This is a genomic window from Pelobium manganitolerans, assembly GCF_003609575.1.
Taxonomy (GTDB): Bacteria; Bacteroidota; Bacteroidia; order Sphingobacteriales; family Sphingobacteriaceae; genus Pseudopedobacter; species Pseudopedobacter manganitolerans.
Genome location: NZ_MBTA01000003.1, coordinates 52,696 through 69,617, shown reverse-complemented (window position 1 = coordinate 69,617; position 16,922 = coordinate 52,696). Strand labels below are relative to the sequence as shown.

Below are 16,922 nucleotides of genomic sequence, written 5' to 3'. Positions count from 1 at the left end.
TGATATAAGCGGATAACTCAAGTTTTACGGAAAGATCCGTCTGCAGCACAAACTTCCGCCCGCACCCTCCTTCTTCTTCGTCACAGTTGATAAACTGATGATCCCTGCCGGTCTTAGCTTCTATTTTATAGAACCTGTTTGTAATACCGCAGTACGGGCATTTCACGTGCCTATCGGCAAAAACATAATTATTGGCCATCTGCCACTCCTTTCTCCAGATCCGCAATCCTGGCGTTCAATTTAGCTTCCCGTTTTTCCCTTATACCCTCTTGGTCCAGCTCGAACTCCAAAAGCTCTTTAGGGCACCATTTGGCCGCTAGATTGAAAATTATCGCACCTCCCAGGGAGTTAGGAAAAATCCCGGAGTAGTTGCTTAATAGCGATATCCTTACCATGTTGCCGATATCTTCCGGCGACACACCTTTTACCCCGTTGACAAAAGCGATCCCCTCTGAAGCTGAATATTTCTTTTCGATACCGAATTTCTTTTCGATATCAGCAGACTTTTTGCCGTAACCTATCCGGTTAAGAAAATCAGCATACATGCACTGGAATTCCTCGTCCGTCAACGGTCCTTGAGGGATGTTAACCGTCATGTGGTCTACCAGTCTTTTCATCACCTTTTCTTTATCCAGCTCACGGCCGCGTTTGATTTTTGATTTAAGGTCTAAGATCTCCGAAGCTTTGGAATCCTCTTTCTGTATAGCTTTTTTAGCAGATTCATATATCGAAACTTTCTTGTACTTCCCAGACGCTAGATCAAAGGCGGACATCAGCTTTAGCGATTCTTCGTTGTAATACTCCATATCTTCCGCAAAATCGCTCTCAGCTTCTTTCACTGCTTGGTTATACTCTTCGTCAGAATCATAGTCTTCGCGGTCTACTTCTTCCAGCTCGGGCTTGGTAAGCCATCTTACTTGGTGCGCTTCGTAAACTGTAAAACCTTCCTTCCGCAGCTCCTTAGCCTTAGCGCTTTTGTTCCAGTTGGTATCGATTAAGGTTACATTTGGGTCTTTTATAGCCTCCTCAACATTAGCATCGTAAGCGGTTTTGGTTTTTTTGGCGAAACATTCCGGATCCATGCATACCGGCTCCTGCTCGTCAAAAAGAGCCAGCGAACACGCGGTGTTGTGAGGGCATTCGGTACATGCCTGTGGCACGCCGGCGAAGTTCCTAAGGCCCGTATCGAAAATAGCTTCAGCAAGCTTATTGTTGGTGTTATGCTCCAGCCACCATTTGAGGTTCTTGAGAGTGCCTGCTGATTTCTCGCCGTAGCGTTGTTCAAAGGCGTACTCATGCCATGCGGCCTGGTGCTTATCGGCCACTCTCGCCAATCTTTCCGCATGCCCTATCGGCAGCTCGCCAGTCTTTACCTTTTCAAAAAGCGGAGGGATAAGCTTTAATAATAACAATCTTCTGGTCACGTAGCTTTCCGGCTTGCCGATTTTCGCCGCGATATCTTCAACGCTATATCTCATGCTTTCTATCATATGTTCAAAAGCTTCCGATTCCTCAATCGGGCCAACGCCTTCGCGCTGCAGGTTTTCCGTGATGATGATCTCTACTGCTTCCTCATCCGTAAGGTTTTTGATCATCGCCGGTATTTCTTTCATCCCTGCCGCTAGGCACGCTTGGTACCTGCGCTCGCCGCACACGATTTCGTAACCATCTGCATCAGGCCTCAAGGTAATAGGCTGGATAAGCCCAACGGAAAGAATACTTTCTTTAAGTTCGCTGATAGACTGTTCGTCAATACTCTTTCGGATATTGAGACTGCTGGGGCTGATAAAATTTACTGAAATGTTCATTACGCCCAGCGGGTCAGGGGATCCGGCTGTTTTTAGGTTTTCTTTTTTATTTGCCATTTTTTTAGATTTTTGATTTGTACAATTCCATAATATCGTTCATCACGCTTTCGCTCACCACCTCTTCGCTTCCGGTAACGCCAGCTACCATCGCGCGTTTTTTATCTACGATGTCGTAGATGTGTTCGTCTATTGTGTTCCGCCCGATAAAGTAGATGCAGCTCACGCTGTCTTTCTGCCCGATCCTGTGCGCCCTGTCTTCTGCCTGCTCGTTGATAGCCGGATTCCACCACTGCTCGATGAAAGCAACCGTACTGGATGCCGTAAGCGTAAGGCCAACGCCTGCAGCGATAATGTTTCCGACAAACAGCTTGCAGTCGGGATCGTTCTGAAACTTATCAACGGATGCCTGCTTCTGCTTCTCGTTGTCGTCACCGGTTACGGTTACGCATGACGGATAATGCTGTTTAACCTGCTGGATGATTTCCTTCAGATAACCGAATAAAATCATCTTCTCTCCAGATTCCAGCATGTCGTCACAGTAAGAAAGCACATCGTGCATTTTGCCCCGGGCCGCAATGTTTTTAAGAATGCCCATCTTCACCATCACCTCACCTCTCACGGCTCTCTCTATCTTTTCATCATCCGCATCTTTGTACTGCTTCAGATAATTAATCAAGTCAGCTTCCGCATCATCATACTCTTTCCGGTTAGTGATGTCGCAATAGACTATCTGTCTCATTTTTGCCGGCAGATCCTTTAGGACTTCCGATTTATCGCGCTGGTAAAAGCAGGTGGTCCTGAGCTTATAATTCAGCTCTTTAAGATTTGACGCTCCGGAAGGCCCGGAACAGTACCTGTCCAGAAAACCTTTATATCCGCCGAAAGCTCCCAGCTGGTCTATGATGCCGAGCTGCGGGACCAAATCATTAGGCTTATTCATTACCGCCGTGCCTGTGCATAAAAGCACCACCTCTTTACCGGTGGCCAGCGCCTTAACAAACTTTGTCTGCTGCGTCTGGAAAGATTTGCACCGGTGGCTCTCGTCAACTATCACCGACTTAAAAAGATGGATGTGTTCTTTAAAAACGATGTCGCGCAGGGTGAGGCGTTTTTTTTCGCTTTTCTTTGGCATACTGCGTACAAAGTATTTTTTAAGGCTCTCGTAGTTAACTATAAAAACGTCCGCCAGGCCATGCTCCCAATATCTAGGAAAGGTATTTTTGATATTGTCGTTCAATACCATCGCTTTTTTGTCGGACCATTTTTCGGCAAATTCACGTCTCCAGTTTTCCTTTAAGGTAGATGGGCACACCACTATACAAGGGAAAGCGTTTAGGTGTATTACCGTTGCGATCGCCTGAACAGTTTTCCCCAGCCCTGGCTTATCGCCGATAATCAGGCGTTTCGTTTTTAAAGCGTAGGCTACGCCCTGCTTCTGGTAGGGGAACATATCCATTTTTAAAGGTATGTCCACGGTCAGCTCGGGCATATCCGGAATTACGTACTCCACCTCCGGCTCTTTTTGTGAACCCCATGATATTCGGTTTGAGTAAGCAAACTTCTCAAGAGCTATCCGTTGCGCAGCCGGGACCGTCCAGACTTTTCTCATAGGATCCCACCGGTAGCCGGGGATCTCTTTAATCCTTTCTACAAGCTTAGGGTCGTAGCGGAAGCTTACTTCGTACAGGTTGTTTCTCGGGATGATATATCCGTTCATTTGGCTGGTGATTTATGTTGGCTACTGTTCGGTATCGGCAAGTTTTACAACTTTCTGCTTCCGTTTAGGCTTAGGTTTTTCCTCGTCATCGCTGACCGTGCTGATCTCTGTGGACAGGTCATCTCCGGCAAACATCTCCAGCTGTCTTTTCGGCGCCTGCTTACCGTCGTAGTAAAGGTGTATTTCTTCCTGTAACGCGTTCACACACTGCGCAAGCTCAGATATAAATGGATAAGTGTCATTATCCCAGCGGATAAACGGGGTGTTGAGCGACATAACTAAACCGCTCCCTAGCGTGCGCTGTGCCGATATGGTAACACCTTCATATTCATCTTCTCCGGAAACGGTAAAGCTGGACACTTCGATATCAGAAAAACGCTCCGCTTCGTTCCATTCGTCCAGTGGCCCGGTTAGCTCGCATATGTGGGCAACGTGAGGGTTTAAAGCGTGGAACGCCTCTTCTAAGTCTTTGTGGGCGATCCAGTCGCATTTAACGCCTTTGTGGTCTCTTTTTGCTTTGTTAAGCAGTTTTTCAGAAAACTCTATCCCGTCGATGGTTTTCTCTTTTGTGATTTTTGCTTTTGTGATCCTATTTATCATAACCTATCAGTTGGTTTTTTAAAACAGGGAACTTGCATCCAGTTCCCTGTACGATTAACACATTCCCGCTCTGGCTTAATACAGACACGAGCGTTCCTTTTTTGCCGTATAGTTTGTTTTTGTGGAAACGGCTGTACACATCTTCTTTAAGCCTGTACTTCATCCTTAAAAAGTATCTACATCTGCTTTCATTACACCTGATTCCTCATCATCCTCCTCCCAGCAGTCCCAACAAGTAACAGGATATCCATGCACGTATATACCTCCTTTAGGATGCTTGAAATATTGTCCGCAGTTCTGACAACAAGATCCATCAGTCATATCTTCAGCTATCTCACCCATTTACTGTTACCTCCTCTCCCTCCATCGCGAAAATTTTCTTATCTGTAATCAAATGCCTGTACGTCTCAATAAAATCGATAAGATGCTCCACGTGTGCCTTAAGCCTTTTCACGTCCCTTTCTTCGTCGAATGAATAATCTTCGATATATGTGTTCGTAAAGTCAGTGATGTGATAACGGAAAGACGATGTTTCCAGCCCCTCCTGTCTTAACGTGAAAGGATATACCAGGTGCTGGTAATTGTGCAGAAACTTGGGAAACTCGTACTTGGAAGTAGTTTTGATATCCACAACCGTATCAAGTGCCAGCTCGTCAATATATCCGTAAAGCTCTACCGTACCGCGTGATGTCCCCAAATGGCCGGAAGTATATATCTGCCTGTTTGATTTAGCATACGTATAAGCGAAATCCCATACTAGTGCCTTTTTGTAATCAAAAACCCATTCGTTGCCGGTCCTGTCGGTGTGTGTGCAGGTAAGCACCTCATGCCCTCTTAACGCTCTTTCGGCAATCTTGTACTTAGCGCAGGCCTCGTCGTATCGGTTATCCGCCAGCATATCCACCAGCTCATTAAAACAGGTTCCTTTCTCCGCAGCTTCGCTTGTAAAAGGAACTCTGTTGATTTTGTCTATAAATTCCTGGAAGGCATTCTCCGCCTCTGAACGCAGGTAGTAATGAAACGCATCAAGAAGTGTGGCGTAGAACTTATACCGCGGCTTCGACTGGCTGTTTTGATTTTTCATATTCTTTTGTTTTGGGGTTAAGGACTAATTTTAATGCGATTGTCTTTTCTTTGAAGAGTCTGCCAGCCTGTAGTTTTGAGTCCCAGATATGTGTAAGCTCCGGATCCGAAACCCACTTCACAAAATCATTTGCGGTAGAAGCGTCTGCAATACCGTCGATAGACTCTTTAATGGTGGTCATTAAGCTGTCGTATCCTTTCGCTATTTTCTTCCTATTTTCAAGGTGCTCCTGATAGTTGCTGAAGATGTTGGTCAAAAGTTTATTTTCCGTACCATCTTCCAGATGCGGAAGCTCGATCCGTGAAGGCAATTGACAAGTATTCTTGCCGTAGAACTTTTCGCAGGGGTCGAAGCTGATGGTGCGTTTCTTGCCGATCGCTTCCATGTAGCCAACAAGGTCAAGCTCCTTAACCAGATCGCCAGATGAGCTGCCGCCGATCTCTGGACGGATGATTTTTTGTTCGCCGTCTTTCTCCTCTTTGTCGTGTGCAACAAAAACAAGGTGCTTGTTCATCTGGTCAACTTGTTTTAAGAAGTTGACGAACATCACCTTTCTGGCGCCGTAACCCTGTAAAGTGAGTGAGCCGTCCTGTTTGCCCAACTTAGGGTCTTTCCGGATAAGGTAGTTAGACATAAAGTCGAGCATTTTACCGGCGGTGTCTATCACCAGCGTTTTATAACCGGATAGATCCTCCTGTAAAACTTCCTGAACATCCTCCCATTTTTCGATCTGCACGGTGTCTGTCTGGTGTGCCGGACTAACGCGGTGCACGCCTCTATCGAAGTCTAACAGCAAAGGCGACGGGGCTGAAAGCCCTAACGTGGTTTTTCCTAGCCCCGGCTGGCCGTAGGCTAAAACTTTAATGTTCTGCTGAACCTTCAGCTCAGCTGGTTTTGTGATTTTACTCATGGTACATTTATTTAGATGATTAATTAATTGACAAAATGATAAGCAGCGCGATGACTGCGATGGCCAGCATAAGCGCTATGGTGACGTTGTCTTTGTTATCACCAATTCTCCCACGCATCTTCTCGCTCCTTTCTTTTTTTAAAAATTTCTTTCTCGATTATTTCCGACAAGTTGCCGATGTAAAGGGCATTTGAACAGTCCTGACCATCAATGACTATTTTGTCTATTTCTACAACCTCGCCTGATGGCGGCGTGGACATATCTCCAGCCTCTGCTTTCTCGTAGAGGTAATCAACCTCAATAGTCTGGTTGAAATACAGTATAGTTTCGCTTAGCATGACTTGAATTTGTTTTTGTAGAACTTGCTTAACATCCGGTGCTTTGGGAGCTTCTTTTTAAGAACCACGTCGAGCTTCCATTGCATGGTAGCTATCATCAATTCTTCGGGAGTTTCGTAGTCTGGCTTCCAAACATCGGCATCCGGTTTGGCTGTAAAGTGAACAGCGCCAGGGGCCAGCTTACGCATTTTGAACCTCCATTTCTTTAAGCATGGCTATTGCCAAATCATCATAACCTCTATCTTTAGCTATCTGTATAGCTGCCAGTTGCTGCGTGTCCATAAGCGCCATGTTGAACGCAGTGCGTATGCACCATTTATCCATAGATTTAATTTGCTCATTGATTGATTCTTTTGCAGACTTGATGCTGTCGTCAGTAAGGTTTGCAGGTACCTGCAAGATTTTGTGTAGATTTGCCATTATTATTATTGGTTTTGGTGATCAGTAGTAACATTTATTTCCCGGGAGGTGGTGCTTCCGGGATTTTTTGTTTTTAAGCAAGCCCTTAACGCCTTAAGGGCTTTTTTGACTTTCAATCAGTTATAAAGAACGAACCTTTGCGTATTTATAAATCATTTATCCCGGGATAGCTTGCCCTTCTGTGCTTCCGCTTTTGACGTGCTATACCTTTATTGTGCTGTAAAACGAACTCTTTCATCCATTCCCACACCTCTGGATCCACCTCAGAAGAAGTCAGGCGATTTTTACCCCTGTGAACCAGCTTCATAAGCAATCCCTTTAATTACTTTCAATAACCGGCGGGCCTCTTTGATTACTTCTTCATTGTATGAGCGCTTAATCCGCGAAAGCTCATTATTTACTGTGCTTCTGGGCACACCTGTAGTATCAGATATCAATGCCGCGAAATTCTTCGGGGCGTTGTCTCTGATAAAAACCAGTTCTCGTGCATCAACTTTCATATTTTCTTAGTTATATTTGATGATTAACATTGTTGAAACAAATATAATGGAAAAAGTTCAATTATTCCAAATTAGTTTGGAATTTTTTCAATTTTGCAATGACCGAAATAATTAAAAAGCTAGCAAATAGCGACTTAAAGCTTATTGAGAGGGAAACAGGGATACCCTACGACAGAATGTACAAATGGACAAAAGGCAAATCAAGCCCAAAGACAGAAGACTTCAATACGCTTACGCAGTATTTTGGTGGAACTTTTTCCAATAAAAGCAAAACCGATCAAAAACTAAATATGGACAACAAACTAGTTGCCTCGCTCGAAAAAACCATATCAACGCAGGAAAAGCTAATCAACACATTAGAGGCCGAAAACAACCGGCTCCTAGTATTAAATGCCAACCTCAACCACGAGAATGAGAGCCTGCGTAAAAAATTGGGGAATATAGCGTCCGGAAGCAAGGCCGGTTGAAAATTGTACACATTAGTAACCAGTTAAAATTTGATATTTGATAAACCAAAAAAACAAAAATGAAAAACCTATTATTTCTGTTGATCATACCTATATGTATGGTAGGATGTAAAAAAAATGAAGATACCGGCGTGACAATTCAGGGAAAGTGGAAACTCACTTCTAGCACATACGATTACTATGATGAATCGGGGGCTAAGTCCTTTACCGAAACTTTCGAACCCGAAGACAAGGCTCCGTACTACATAACGTTTAGTGAAAACCAAGCAGTTATCTCAACCACCTACTTTAATTACCCAAATTACCAAACCGATGAAATTATCTCAGGATACGTACTCACCGGCAATAAACTCTCTTTCGAGAATTACGAGGAAGTATTGGACAGTGATGTAAATATGGATGTTTATGTAGTTTACACTTCTAAAATTATGACGTGGACTGTCGCGGACTTAAATCCAAGGGATACCTACAATGTAAACGGTGTAGAAAAGAAACCTTCTAAAATCGTGATGACAGCCAAATTCAGCAGGCAATAAACTATGGATTGGTTCATTGCTATAATTGGATTTTTGGTCGGAATGGGTGTTGCCAGGGGTATTTTTGAGAAGCACTTCGATTCTATGGTCAAAGAAAGGGGCTACGTTCCTGGAACAGGAATACAGGAACTCAAAGATGATTTAGCCAGTCTAGAGGCCGAATACAAGAGCAAGTTCGAAGAGCAAAAACAGTACATGCTGGAAAAAGGCAAGGAAATCGAAGATATCCATCACAAAGCAATAATAAACGAAATAGAAAAAAAAGAAGAAGGAAACCCATTCGGATCCTATCTGATTCCGGTCTTAAAAGTCAGTGCACTTTATGATGTTCAGAATAGAGTTCAAAAAAACTTCGAGGAAGGAAAGATGCACTATAAATCTTATGAGGCCAAGATGAAATGGCTCTCTAAAACTATAGCGGAACGTACTGGAGACAAGGCATGGGATGACACCATTTTGAATTTAGGATTCTATGAAGCCGAATGAACTCCTTAAACACATAATGGAGGCGGAAGGCATAACGCAGGACATTCTGGCAGAGCAGGCCGGTATATCGCAGCCTACGATACACCGCATGATAAAGGGCACACAGAACCTCAACTGGAAAGTACTCATGGTGCTAAGAAGTGTTTACAAAGCAGATATAAACAAGTTTTTTGACGGACAAAACTGGACGAAAAACAGACAAAAAGCAAAATAAATGGGAGCAGCTAAAAAACTGACACAACTGGAAATCAGCGATTTAAAAAACGAAATATTTGCCGACCGAATTCGAATCCCTCCGGGTCCACAGCATTTAAACAGCCCCTTGTAAATCAATATTTTACAAGGGTTATACTCCAGTTTTATTAGAGTGGTAGCTGACGCAACTTATTTACCGCTGCAAAGGCTCACTATATCAAACCAAAATTCGCTTTTACAGCATCAATCAGTATTTGCTTTATTATCGAAAAATTCAGCAAATTTTCCACTCAGCTATCGTAGGATTAATAACTAGCTTTATTAAAATCATCAATAACTTCACTCTTTTCTGCAATAGCAGGATATAGATCAAGAAATTTATTAGCGTTTCCTTTCCGATCAAATACGGCCTCTCCATAACTTAATGGCTCCCATATAAAGCTGCCAACTAAAGAGACATAGTGCTTAAATACGATGTGTTTTTTTCTTAAAGCTAAACCTATATCCCGCAGGCGCCGTTTGTATCAATATAAATAAACAGCGCTTTTTATTCTTAGTAACATTAGATCTATTCTTCTTTAATAAATGAAACATCATCCACTTGGCAGCTTGAATTCGCTTTACCATCAGCTTTAAATCCTATCTCAACTTTTCCGTTTTTAACCGGTACTCTTTTCAGTTCTATAGTCGTCCAGCTTGGATTTGCGCCTTTTATTTTGCTTACAACACGTTTTCCGGCGCTTTCAGCATACATTTCTAAGCTAAAAAAACCATCACTGTTTCTGATATTTGCGGTAAGTGTGTAATAACCGTCAGGCAGTTTTACATAAGGAGAAGAGGTGATTTTTTGCGAAACATTGTGCTGAAAGTCAATATTATCGCTCATGTTAAGACTTCGTTCTCCTATAACTCTTTTTCTATCTTCTTCAGTGTTTGCAAAGTTGAGCGTTGGACTTGTGTTAGTATCAAGAGAGATCTTATTACCTTTCAGCACATTGGTTTCCCAGCCTGTTAAAACAGTTTGCACCGGCTTAGCCAAACTGGGTATCGCCTTCCGGTCAGCTTCAAAACTTGCGTTTTTTACCCAGTTATTGTCTTTAGCAACGTTCCACCGGCCAGTTTTGACATCTAAGTTCCAAGAGTTCAAAGAATTAAAGTATGGCTTTTCGCCGTTAAACGAGAGCGGAACCCATTGATTATAACCTAAGCCATTGCCTGCAAAATCTGACCATCTATCGCCACAGTAAACCACCGTTTCCTGCTCAGTGCCTCTAACTGTAACAAAAAAACCTGTTTGAGTAATATGCCCATAATCATCGGCAGCCCCGTCCATTACCAGCATATTATTCTCTGGCTTGTAGGGTCCTCTTATATCGTCGGCAACCAGGTAATATACCAAAGAAGAATCCCAGCCGTAAAGATTGGAAGCTGCCATATAATATTTGCCCTTGTATTTAAACATACAGTTGCCTTCGCGGCCGGCGCCCTGAAAAATCTTTACACAGTCTAGCAAGTCCACTTTTCCATTTTTTATACCGATTTCGGAAATATATATCTTGTTTCTGCCTCTTCCGTAAGAATAAACCAAATACGATTTCCCAGTATCTTCATCTGTAAAGACGGTTTGATCGCCTGTGTTAGGTGTGCCGATGATTTCCTGCATACTTATCTTTTGATGCCACGTAAAAGGACCTGCAGGAGAATCTGAGACGGCAATTAATACGCCATTCCCGTGCTGAACAAACATCGCGTATTTGTTTATTTCTTTTACAAACGCTACACCCAGCCGACCTACCCAACCTCCTCTGCCTTTTTCCGAAGCAGCTTCCTTTGTAAGTGCATCGGATTCAAAACTCCAATTAACCAAATCGGTAGAAGTATAGCAGGTAACGGATTCGAAACCGGTTCCAGGATAGGTTTTATTAGGAGATTCTCTATATATTTCTGCACCTTTATAATGGACCCCGTACCAATAGTATTTGTGCTGTCCTGTTTTAGGATCTTTAAACGTAAAAATCCCTCCGCCCTGACTATAAATGGGCTTACCTTCTTTGGTATCCCAAAACACATCATTTTTAATATTTTGCTTCTGCGCCAGAACATCCTTTTTAACAATTAATAAAGAAAGGAATAGGAGGCCTAATAGACGGAATTTAACAAGTAGATTTTTCATATTTAAAAGTAAGTACTTATGCATCCTATAAATTTTCTTTGGTTAAAAATAAGTTTTGAACGGGTTCGCCAGTCAGGTTTTTGTCGTAATTAAGTAGTAGTGATCATTGTTATTTGAAAGAAGCTTATTATAATAACCTAATTTTTACAACAGTTGATTTTAACTATGGCGCGCTAAAACGTACCAAAACTCAATCAGAAGTTTTACCACGGGTTTGTATATATACGATCATTTTACCATGATAAGCGCCCTGTTTGTTGTCTGTATAATCGCTTACGTCTGAATTATTGCCCGCTTCCATTCCAAGTAATTTGGCACTTCCGGCAATTTCGCAAGTAATTTCATCATCGGCGTTTACAACGGCATTTCCGTCTTCATCAATAATTTGTAACTCAATTTGCGCTATACCATCTTTCGCTTTAACCTGTACAACTTCTCCCTGCAAAGATTTTATAGAGTGGGGCGCTGTAAACCCTCCCTCCCGTGTCCCGTCAAGTCTTTTCTTACAATGAAAATGGGCGTGTCATCCGTATACGTGTTTTCTGTCACAGCTCCGCAAACTTATCCGGTCCACTTAACTTCCAATTGCAGATACATCTAGAATCTTTCGATGTATTTGAGCTCCGAAGTGCATCGAATCAAATTTTAAAGCTTCCGAAAATGCCTGTCTGGCTTCGTTCAAATGCCCCAAACCAAGTAATCCCAAACCTGCGATATACAAACAATGGATTTTATTTCTTAGGGATAAATCATCTTCAAAAATCAATAAATCGGGCAACGACACCGCAAAGTAGTCTATCTTTACTTCATCATTTTCATGACTTGAACCGAAATGCACAAGATTTTCGAAAATCGCATTTGCTTTATATTCATCACCCAACTTTAGCCATGCCAGGCCCTGATAGAAAATCTTATCCGGTTGCTGATCGTTATAAAATACGGCCGCGTCAGGCTCAGATAAACCTTTGGTTGCTTTTTGCCAATACTCCGTAGCTAAACCTAAATTTCCAAGACCATCATAGGCACAACCCAGCCAGTAATTGATGTCATTTTCCTGAGCGCCAAAAAGTTTTCCTTCACCAAGGTTATGCGGATATATTTGGGATAACGTTAGTTGTTCTATAGCTTTTTCATAAAACTTATTTTGAATATTTTGTTTAGCGCTCTCCACAAGACTTACAATATATTGACCAGATACCTTACCTTCTCCGCCCTCCCAAGGATGGAACTTTCTGCTCATAATTAAGTCATAAGCCTTTTTATGTTCACCCAAGAAATTATAGAGAGAAGCTCTTTCTAGATAAACATCGTCTCTTTCTGTGGCTACCTCCAGATTATTTTCGATAAAGGCTAAACGGCTTGTTGGCTCTACGTTGAGCCTTTTATAAAACTGATCGAGCTCCATCAAAACTCTGGCGTCCGTTTGATCCAACGCAAATGCTTTTTCAAACATCGCCAAGGCTTTCTGTTGTTGCTGACGCTTATTACTATACGCAATGGCGAGGTTCCTATACACAGTAGGAAATGTTTTATCGCGTTCTAACGAGAGCTCCCAATAATGAATAGCATCATCATACTGTCTTTTATCGTAAAATAAATTACCAAGATAATATGGTGCTTTGGCATCATCTGCATTTGCTTCAATGGCATATTTCAGAGCTTGTATGTCTTCAAGCCTGTTAGGAAAGCATAAATATGGGCTCGCTTTCTCTGCACTCTTTAAGTATTCTGAAGTATGGTATCCTAACTTATGGCGCCAGTAAGCAAGATAATAGAAAACTAAAGGAGAAGAGTCTGGTTTAACAACCATGCTCAGTAATTCTATAGCTTCTTCGTACAATCCGGCGGCTGCGTAGTCAAGCGAGTATTCGATAAAATTATGATCGTTTGATCCACCTAGCTCAAGGAGCTTAGCCACGAGCGGTTCTGCACAGTTCTCTTGCTGCAAGGAATGAACTATTTTAATCTTTTCGAAAATCGCCGTAAGGTTGAAGCTGTCTCTGCAAAGTGCAATTTCGAGTACTTCAAGGGCTTCGTCTGTCCGTTTTAATTTCCTAAGTATAGAAGCCTTCAACGAGTAGGCCTTCATGTTTCGGGCATTACGGTCAATTGCCCAATCCACATGCTCAAGTGCCAATTCATAATCGCCACGAGAAACGTCTATTTGTGCAACAGAAAAATAACCGCAGTCTTGGTAAGCGCTACTCCAGGTAGATTTATAGAAGGCGTTATAAGCACCATCTATATCGCCGGCAAACTTTAAGCAAAGTCCTAGGTTATAATAAGCTTCACTTTCGTAAGGATTTGGATTACGGGAAGTCAGTGTTTCAATGGCCTTTCTGAAATATGGCTGGGCTTTTACAAACTGCCCGCGTCTTAAATACCATGTTCCCAGCCCATTATTATTTCTAATATCCTTTGGATCTCGCCTCAGCGCTTCCTCATAGTATGGAACAGGGCTGTAAGTTGCATGTCGGTATTGTTCAAGATGTTGTGCGGTAAGGAAAAGCTGTTCGGCATTCTCAACTTCCTCGGGAGGCAATGCAGGTTTTGCAGGGTCCGGAATAGGTTTTTGTTTATTTTGTGAAGGTTCATAACGAATTAGTTCGCGATCGTTAATATCCGAGACAATCAGAACACAATCATTTTCTACCGTATTCGCCGCCGGCACTTGCTTTTCATAAACTTGCTCTGGCTTAAGTTCTACTGTTTCATTTATGATAACAGCGTCTTTCAGTTTCAGTTGAATCTTTAGCGTTTGTTCAGACGTAACAAACACTTTTGCGACAAGCCATTGTTCAACTTTTTCTAGACCAACCAAAATATCTTTTGTGGCATTTTTCACCATTCCCACCTCACGATACGGCAAAAAATATTGGGTAAATGATTTTTCTTCGTAAGGCATAAGCCACGAAAAATCAGGCTGATTATCTGTAAATACACCGGTCATCAGCTCTATGTAGGGACCGTTTTCATCGGTAAGATTTCGGTCCCAGGCTTGTCCGAAATCACCATGCCCCCAAGTCCACTGCTTTTTACCCGGAGACACATGATGATTTGCAACATGTAATACTCCAGCTTGGGTATCATGTTCATATCCCCCCATGAAATCATACTCAGAGTTCATGGCCATGTACGAGGTGGGGACGGGTATATTTTTGTATCTCGAAATATCTGTACCCGGTGAATAATCTACTTTATAATACGTTCCTGTCGCTATTGGAAAAGCAGAAACATCACGTTTACCGTGATCAAACACTGCGTTTACATCTGGTGGAAACACTGACTGATAATAGTCGTTTACCTTTACCGCCGGATTTGCCCACCAAAGAAAGGTTTGCGGAAGGCTTGTACGGTTGTAAAGTTTAGCTTTAATTTCGAGATAGGCTTTATCAGGATGCAAGGTGAAGCCTGCCATTCCCTTTGTCCGGAACATTTTTTCGACCTCGTTTACCCAAACGGTTTTACTCCCATCGGCGTTTTCCTCAATTTTGTAATCGACCGGCTCAAACGTACTCGGCCGATGATGTTGCGGCCAGTTAAATTCTATCCCTCCCGAAATCCAAGGGCCGGTAAGCCCCACTAAAGCAGGCTTGACTACCTCATTATAATAAATGAAATGACGTTTTTTAATTTTATCGTAAGCCATCTGAACGCGACCACCTAGCTCTGGTAAAATCATGATTTTCAGATACTTATTTTCAAGGTAAAGCGCTTTATAAGCGACGTCTTTCTTCTCGTCGGAAATTTTTTCTATAATCGGATTTGGATATACCACTCCACTACTGCCCTGATAAACCCTTTTCTCAAAAAACATCGGATTTTTATCTGGCTTCCCTACGCAATAGGTTGGAATAATGATATTCTCCTCCCAAATTTTCAGCTCAAAATTATTCATTGTTTTCATCTTCGGATTTTAGCACCAGCACGGGGGGTGGTTATTTAGTTTAATGGCTAATAAAATTATCTTCAAGCTGTTCAAGCGTTTGTCCTTTAGTTTCACGCACTTTTCTTAACACAAATAAGAAACCCAAAAAGCAAATTAGGGCGTACATATAGAAAGGTCCGTAGGTGCCAATTTTTTTGGCTAAAATTGGAAATGTAAATACAAGAATAAAGTAAGCTCCCCACAACGATACGATAGCAATTGAAGACGCAGCGCCCCGAATTCTGTTTGGGAAAATTTCTGAAATGAGCACCCAGGTAACGGGAGCCAACGATGTAGAATAAAGTCCGATGGCGAGCAGCACAAAAACAGAAACCAATCCGGCTGCGGCCTGGTTTTGGAGGAGATAGGCTAAAATCACGTAGTTAATTGCCAAGCCTAAAGCACCTATTAGCATAAGGGGCCGCCGGCCAAGTTTATCTACCTGCCACATTGCCAATAATGTAAATAACAAGTTCACCGCCCCAATTGATACGGTTTCCAAAAGCTGTTGGTTTAAACTCGCCCCAACAGATTCGAAAATTGTAGAGGTATAATTAAAAACCACGTTAATTCCGCAGAGCTGTTGAAAAACAGCTAAAGTTATGCCTACCGCTACAGCAGGCCTTACGGCCTTATCAAAAACCGCTTTATAGGAAACTTTGTTAGTCCCAACTAACGACTTTCCGATATCGGACATGGTAGTCGATACATAAACATCTGAGCCGATTTTTTTTAGTACGGCCTCTGCCTGCTCTCGCTTTCCTGCTTTCATCAACCAGCGCGGACTTTCGGGCAGCCATATCACGCCTAAAAGAAAAAGTACAGATGGCACAACGCCAAGCCCAAACATCCAACGCCAAGCGTCCGGACCGGCACCAGACAGTTTATAATTAACTAGGTTGGTAATTAGGATACCAACCACTATGGTTAACTGGTTAATGGCCACGTTTCGTCCTCGCTTGTCTGCTGGAGAAATTTCGGCGATGTACATCGGACTTAGCATAGACGCCATTCCCACTCCTATCCCGGCAACAAAACGGCTTAAAATAAAGACATTAAGGGTGGTTGAAAAAGCCATTCCAAGGGAAGAAGCCGCAAAAATGCATGCCGAAAGCATAAGACCCGGTTTTCTGCCGTACCTATCGGCAAGCTGACCGGCTGCGAGGCACCCTAAAATACATCCCAGCGCCAGAGAGCCGGTAAGGAAGCCTTCGTTCCATGCATCAAGTAAAAATTCGTTTTTTAAGAATGGCAAAGCCCCGGATATAACGGCAAAATCGAAACCAAAAAGATATCCCCCTAATGCAGAAATGAAAGAAATTAACAAAATATAAGGGCTATTGAACGACTGCTTTGGCTTATTCATTTAATTATAAATTATGCCCTAATATAAACCCGTTCTATAATTAAGCAAATGGATATTCTAATGTTATAGATGGACAATATAACCATGTAGAAATGTGTGACAAGGTCGTAGATTAAAATACAGGGAGTTCTTTTCACCTAATTTCCATTTATATCTTATTTAATTCAAAAAAGATTTCTTTAGAAAATTTAATTTGACCAAAAAGGCTTGATGTTGACAGGGATGTTTTTCGTGTTTTTTTCATGATAATTATAAGTTAGATAAGTAATTGGCTTTGACCGCCCTGAGGGGGAGCAGTCTTTATCGTTATGAAAAGTTTTCATTAACTTTGGTAAACTTACAGCGAAATCAAAGCTTCGTAAATGGACAGAAGACGAAAAATAATGGACATTAC

The 16,922-nt window shown here is 42.3% G+C and carries 18 protein-coding genes; 4 read left to right on the top strand and 14 right to left on the bottom strand.

Going from position 1 to position 16,922, the window contains the following annotated elements:
* Positions 1-188: 188 nt before the first annotated feature.
* The 10 genes from BCY91_RS03475 to BCY91_RS03435 all read right to left on the bottom strand — a co-directional run bounded on the left by BCY91_RS03475 (position 189) and on the right by BCY91_RS03435 (position 7,377).
* Positions 189-1,865: a ParB/RepB/Spo0J family partition protein gene (locus BCY91_RS03475; RefSeq protein ID WP_120180635.1), complete on the bottom strand. Its 1,677-nt coding sequence runs from the start codon at positions 1,863-1,865 to the stop codon at positions 189-191.
* A gap of 4 nt (positions 1,866-1,869) precedes the next feature.
* The gene (locus BCY91_RS03470) at positions 1,870-3,525 is read right to left on the bottom strand and encodes a DEAD/DEAH box helicase (protein ID WP_120180634.1); all 1,656 of its coding nucleotides are present in this window, start codon (positions 3,523-3,525) and stop codon (positions 1,870-1,872) included.
* A gap of 21 nt (positions 3,526-3,546) precedes the next feature.
* The gene (locus BCY91_RS03465; RefSeq protein WP_120180633.1) at positions 3,547-4,125 is read right to left on the bottom strand and encodes a hypothetical protein; all 579 of its coding nucleotides are present in this window, start codon (positions 4,123-4,125) and stop codon (positions 3,547-3,549) included.
* Positions 4,115-4,288 (bottom strand): hypothetical protein, encoded by a 174-nt coding sequence (locus BCY91_RS17515; RefSeq protein WP_182995295.1) that lies wholly within the window; start codon positions 4,286-4,288, stop codon positions 4,115-4,117. The genes BCY91_RS03465 and BCY91_RS17515 overlap by 11 nt, the downstream gene beginning before the upstream one ends.
* Before the next feature lie 171 nt (positions 4,289-4,459).
* Positions 4,460-5,209: an HNH endonuclease gene (locus BCY91_RS03460; RefSeq protein WP_120180632.1), complete on the bottom strand. Its 750-nt coding sequence runs from the start codon at positions 5,207-5,209 to the stop codon at positions 4,460-4,462.
* Complete coding sequence (locus BCY91_RS03455) at positions 5,172-6,119, bottom strand: ATP-binding protein (protein WP_120180631.1); 948 nt, start codon at positions 6,117-6,119, stop codon at positions 5,172-5,174. The genes BCY91_RS03460 and BCY91_RS03455 overlap by 38 nt, the downstream gene beginning before the upstream one ends.
* 98 nt (positions 6,120-6,217) lie before the next feature.
* Entirely contained in the window at positions 6,218-6,457 is a 240-nt protein-coding gene (locus BCY91_RS03450) for a hypothetical protein (RefSeq protein WP_120180630.1), read from the bottom strand.
* Positions 6,451-6,645 (bottom strand): hypothetical protein, encoded by a 195-nt coding sequence (locus BCY91_RS03445; RefSeq protein WP_120180629.1) that lies wholly within the window; start codon positions 6,643-6,645, stop codon positions 6,451-6,453. Before BCY91_RS03445 ends, BCY91_RS03450 begins: the two co-directional genes overlap by 7 nt.
* The gene (locus BCY91_RS03440; RefSeq protein WP_120180628.1) at positions 6,638-6,877 is read right to left on the bottom strand and encodes a hypothetical protein; all 240 of its coding nucleotides are present in this window, start codon (positions 6,875-6,877) and stop codon (positions 6,638-6,640) included. The genes BCY91_RS03445 and BCY91_RS03440 overlap by 8 nt, the downstream gene beginning before the upstream one ends.
* A gap of 284 nt (positions 6,878-7,161) precedes the next feature.
* Positions 7,162-7,377 (bottom strand): hypothetical protein, encoded by a 216-nt coding sequence (locus BCY91_RS03435; protein WP_120180627.1) that lies wholly within the window; start codon positions 7,375-7,377, stop codon positions 7,162-7,164.
* A 98-nt stretch (positions 7,378-7,475) separates the two neighbouring features.
* On the opposite strand from BCY91_RS03435, the gene BCY91_RS03430 reads away from it, so the two are divergent.
* From BCY91_RS03430 to BCY91_RS03415, 4 genes are read left to right on the top strand one after another with little or no spacing between them, the layout of a single operon-like run.
* Positions 7,476-7,844: a hypothetical protein gene (locus tag BCY91_RS03430; protein ID WP_120180626.1), complete on the top strand. Its 369-nt coding sequence runs from the start codon at positions 7,476-7,478 to the stop codon at positions 7,842-7,844.
* A 59-nt stretch (positions 7,845-7,903) separates the two neighbouring features.
* Complete coding sequence (locus BCY91_RS03425) at positions 7,904-8,380, top strand: hypothetical protein (RefSeq protein ID WP_120180625.1); 477 nt, start codon at positions 7,904-7,906, stop codon at positions 8,378-8,380.
* A 3-nt stretch (positions 8,381-8,383) separates the two neighbouring features.
* Complete coding sequence (locus tag BCY91_RS03420) at positions 8,384-8,866, top strand: hypothetical protein (RefSeq protein ID WP_120180624.1); 483 nt, start codon at positions 8,384-8,386, stop codon at positions 8,864-8,866.
* Positions 8,853-9,080, top strand: a complete 228-nt coding sequence (locus BCY91_RS03415; protein WP_120180623.1) for a helix-turn-helix domain-containing protein — start codon at positions 8,853-8,855, stop codon at positions 9,078-9,080. The genes BCY91_RS03420 and BCY91_RS03415 overlap by 14 nt, the downstream gene beginning before the upstream one ends.
* Positions 9,081-9,629: 549 nt before the next feature.
* Here BCY91_RS03415 and BCY91_RS03410 read toward each other — a convergent pair.
* From BCY91_RS03410 to BCY91_RS03395, 4 genes are all read right to left on the bottom strand, one after another.
* Positions 9,630-11,234 carry a family 43 glycosylhydrolase gene (locus tag BCY91_RS03410; protein WP_120180622.1) on the bottom strand — a complete coding sequence of 535 codons (1,605 nt, stop codon included), beginning with the start codon at positions 11,232-11,234 and terminating at the stop codon, positions 9,630-9,632.
* A gap of 190 nt (positions 11,235-11,424) precedes the next feature.
* Positions 11,425-11,679, bottom strand: a complete 255-nt coding sequence (locus tag BCY91_RS03405) for a hypothetical protein (RefSeq protein WP_120180621.1) — start codon at positions 11,677-11,679, stop codon at positions 11,425-11,427.
* Positions 11,680-11,808: 129 nt separating this feature from the next.
* Entirely contained in the window at positions 11,809-15,141 is a 3,333-nt protein-coding gene (locus BCY91_RS03400; protein WP_220699422.1) for a DUF5107 domain-containing protein, read from the bottom strand.
* 40 nt (positions 15,142-15,181) lie between these two features.
* Complete coding sequence (locus tag BCY91_RS03395) at positions 15,182-16,528, bottom strand: sugar porter family MFS transporter (protein WP_120180620.1); 1,347 nt, start codon at positions 16,526-16,528, stop codon at positions 15,182-15,184.
* Positions 16,529-16,922: the final 394 nt, after the last annotated feature.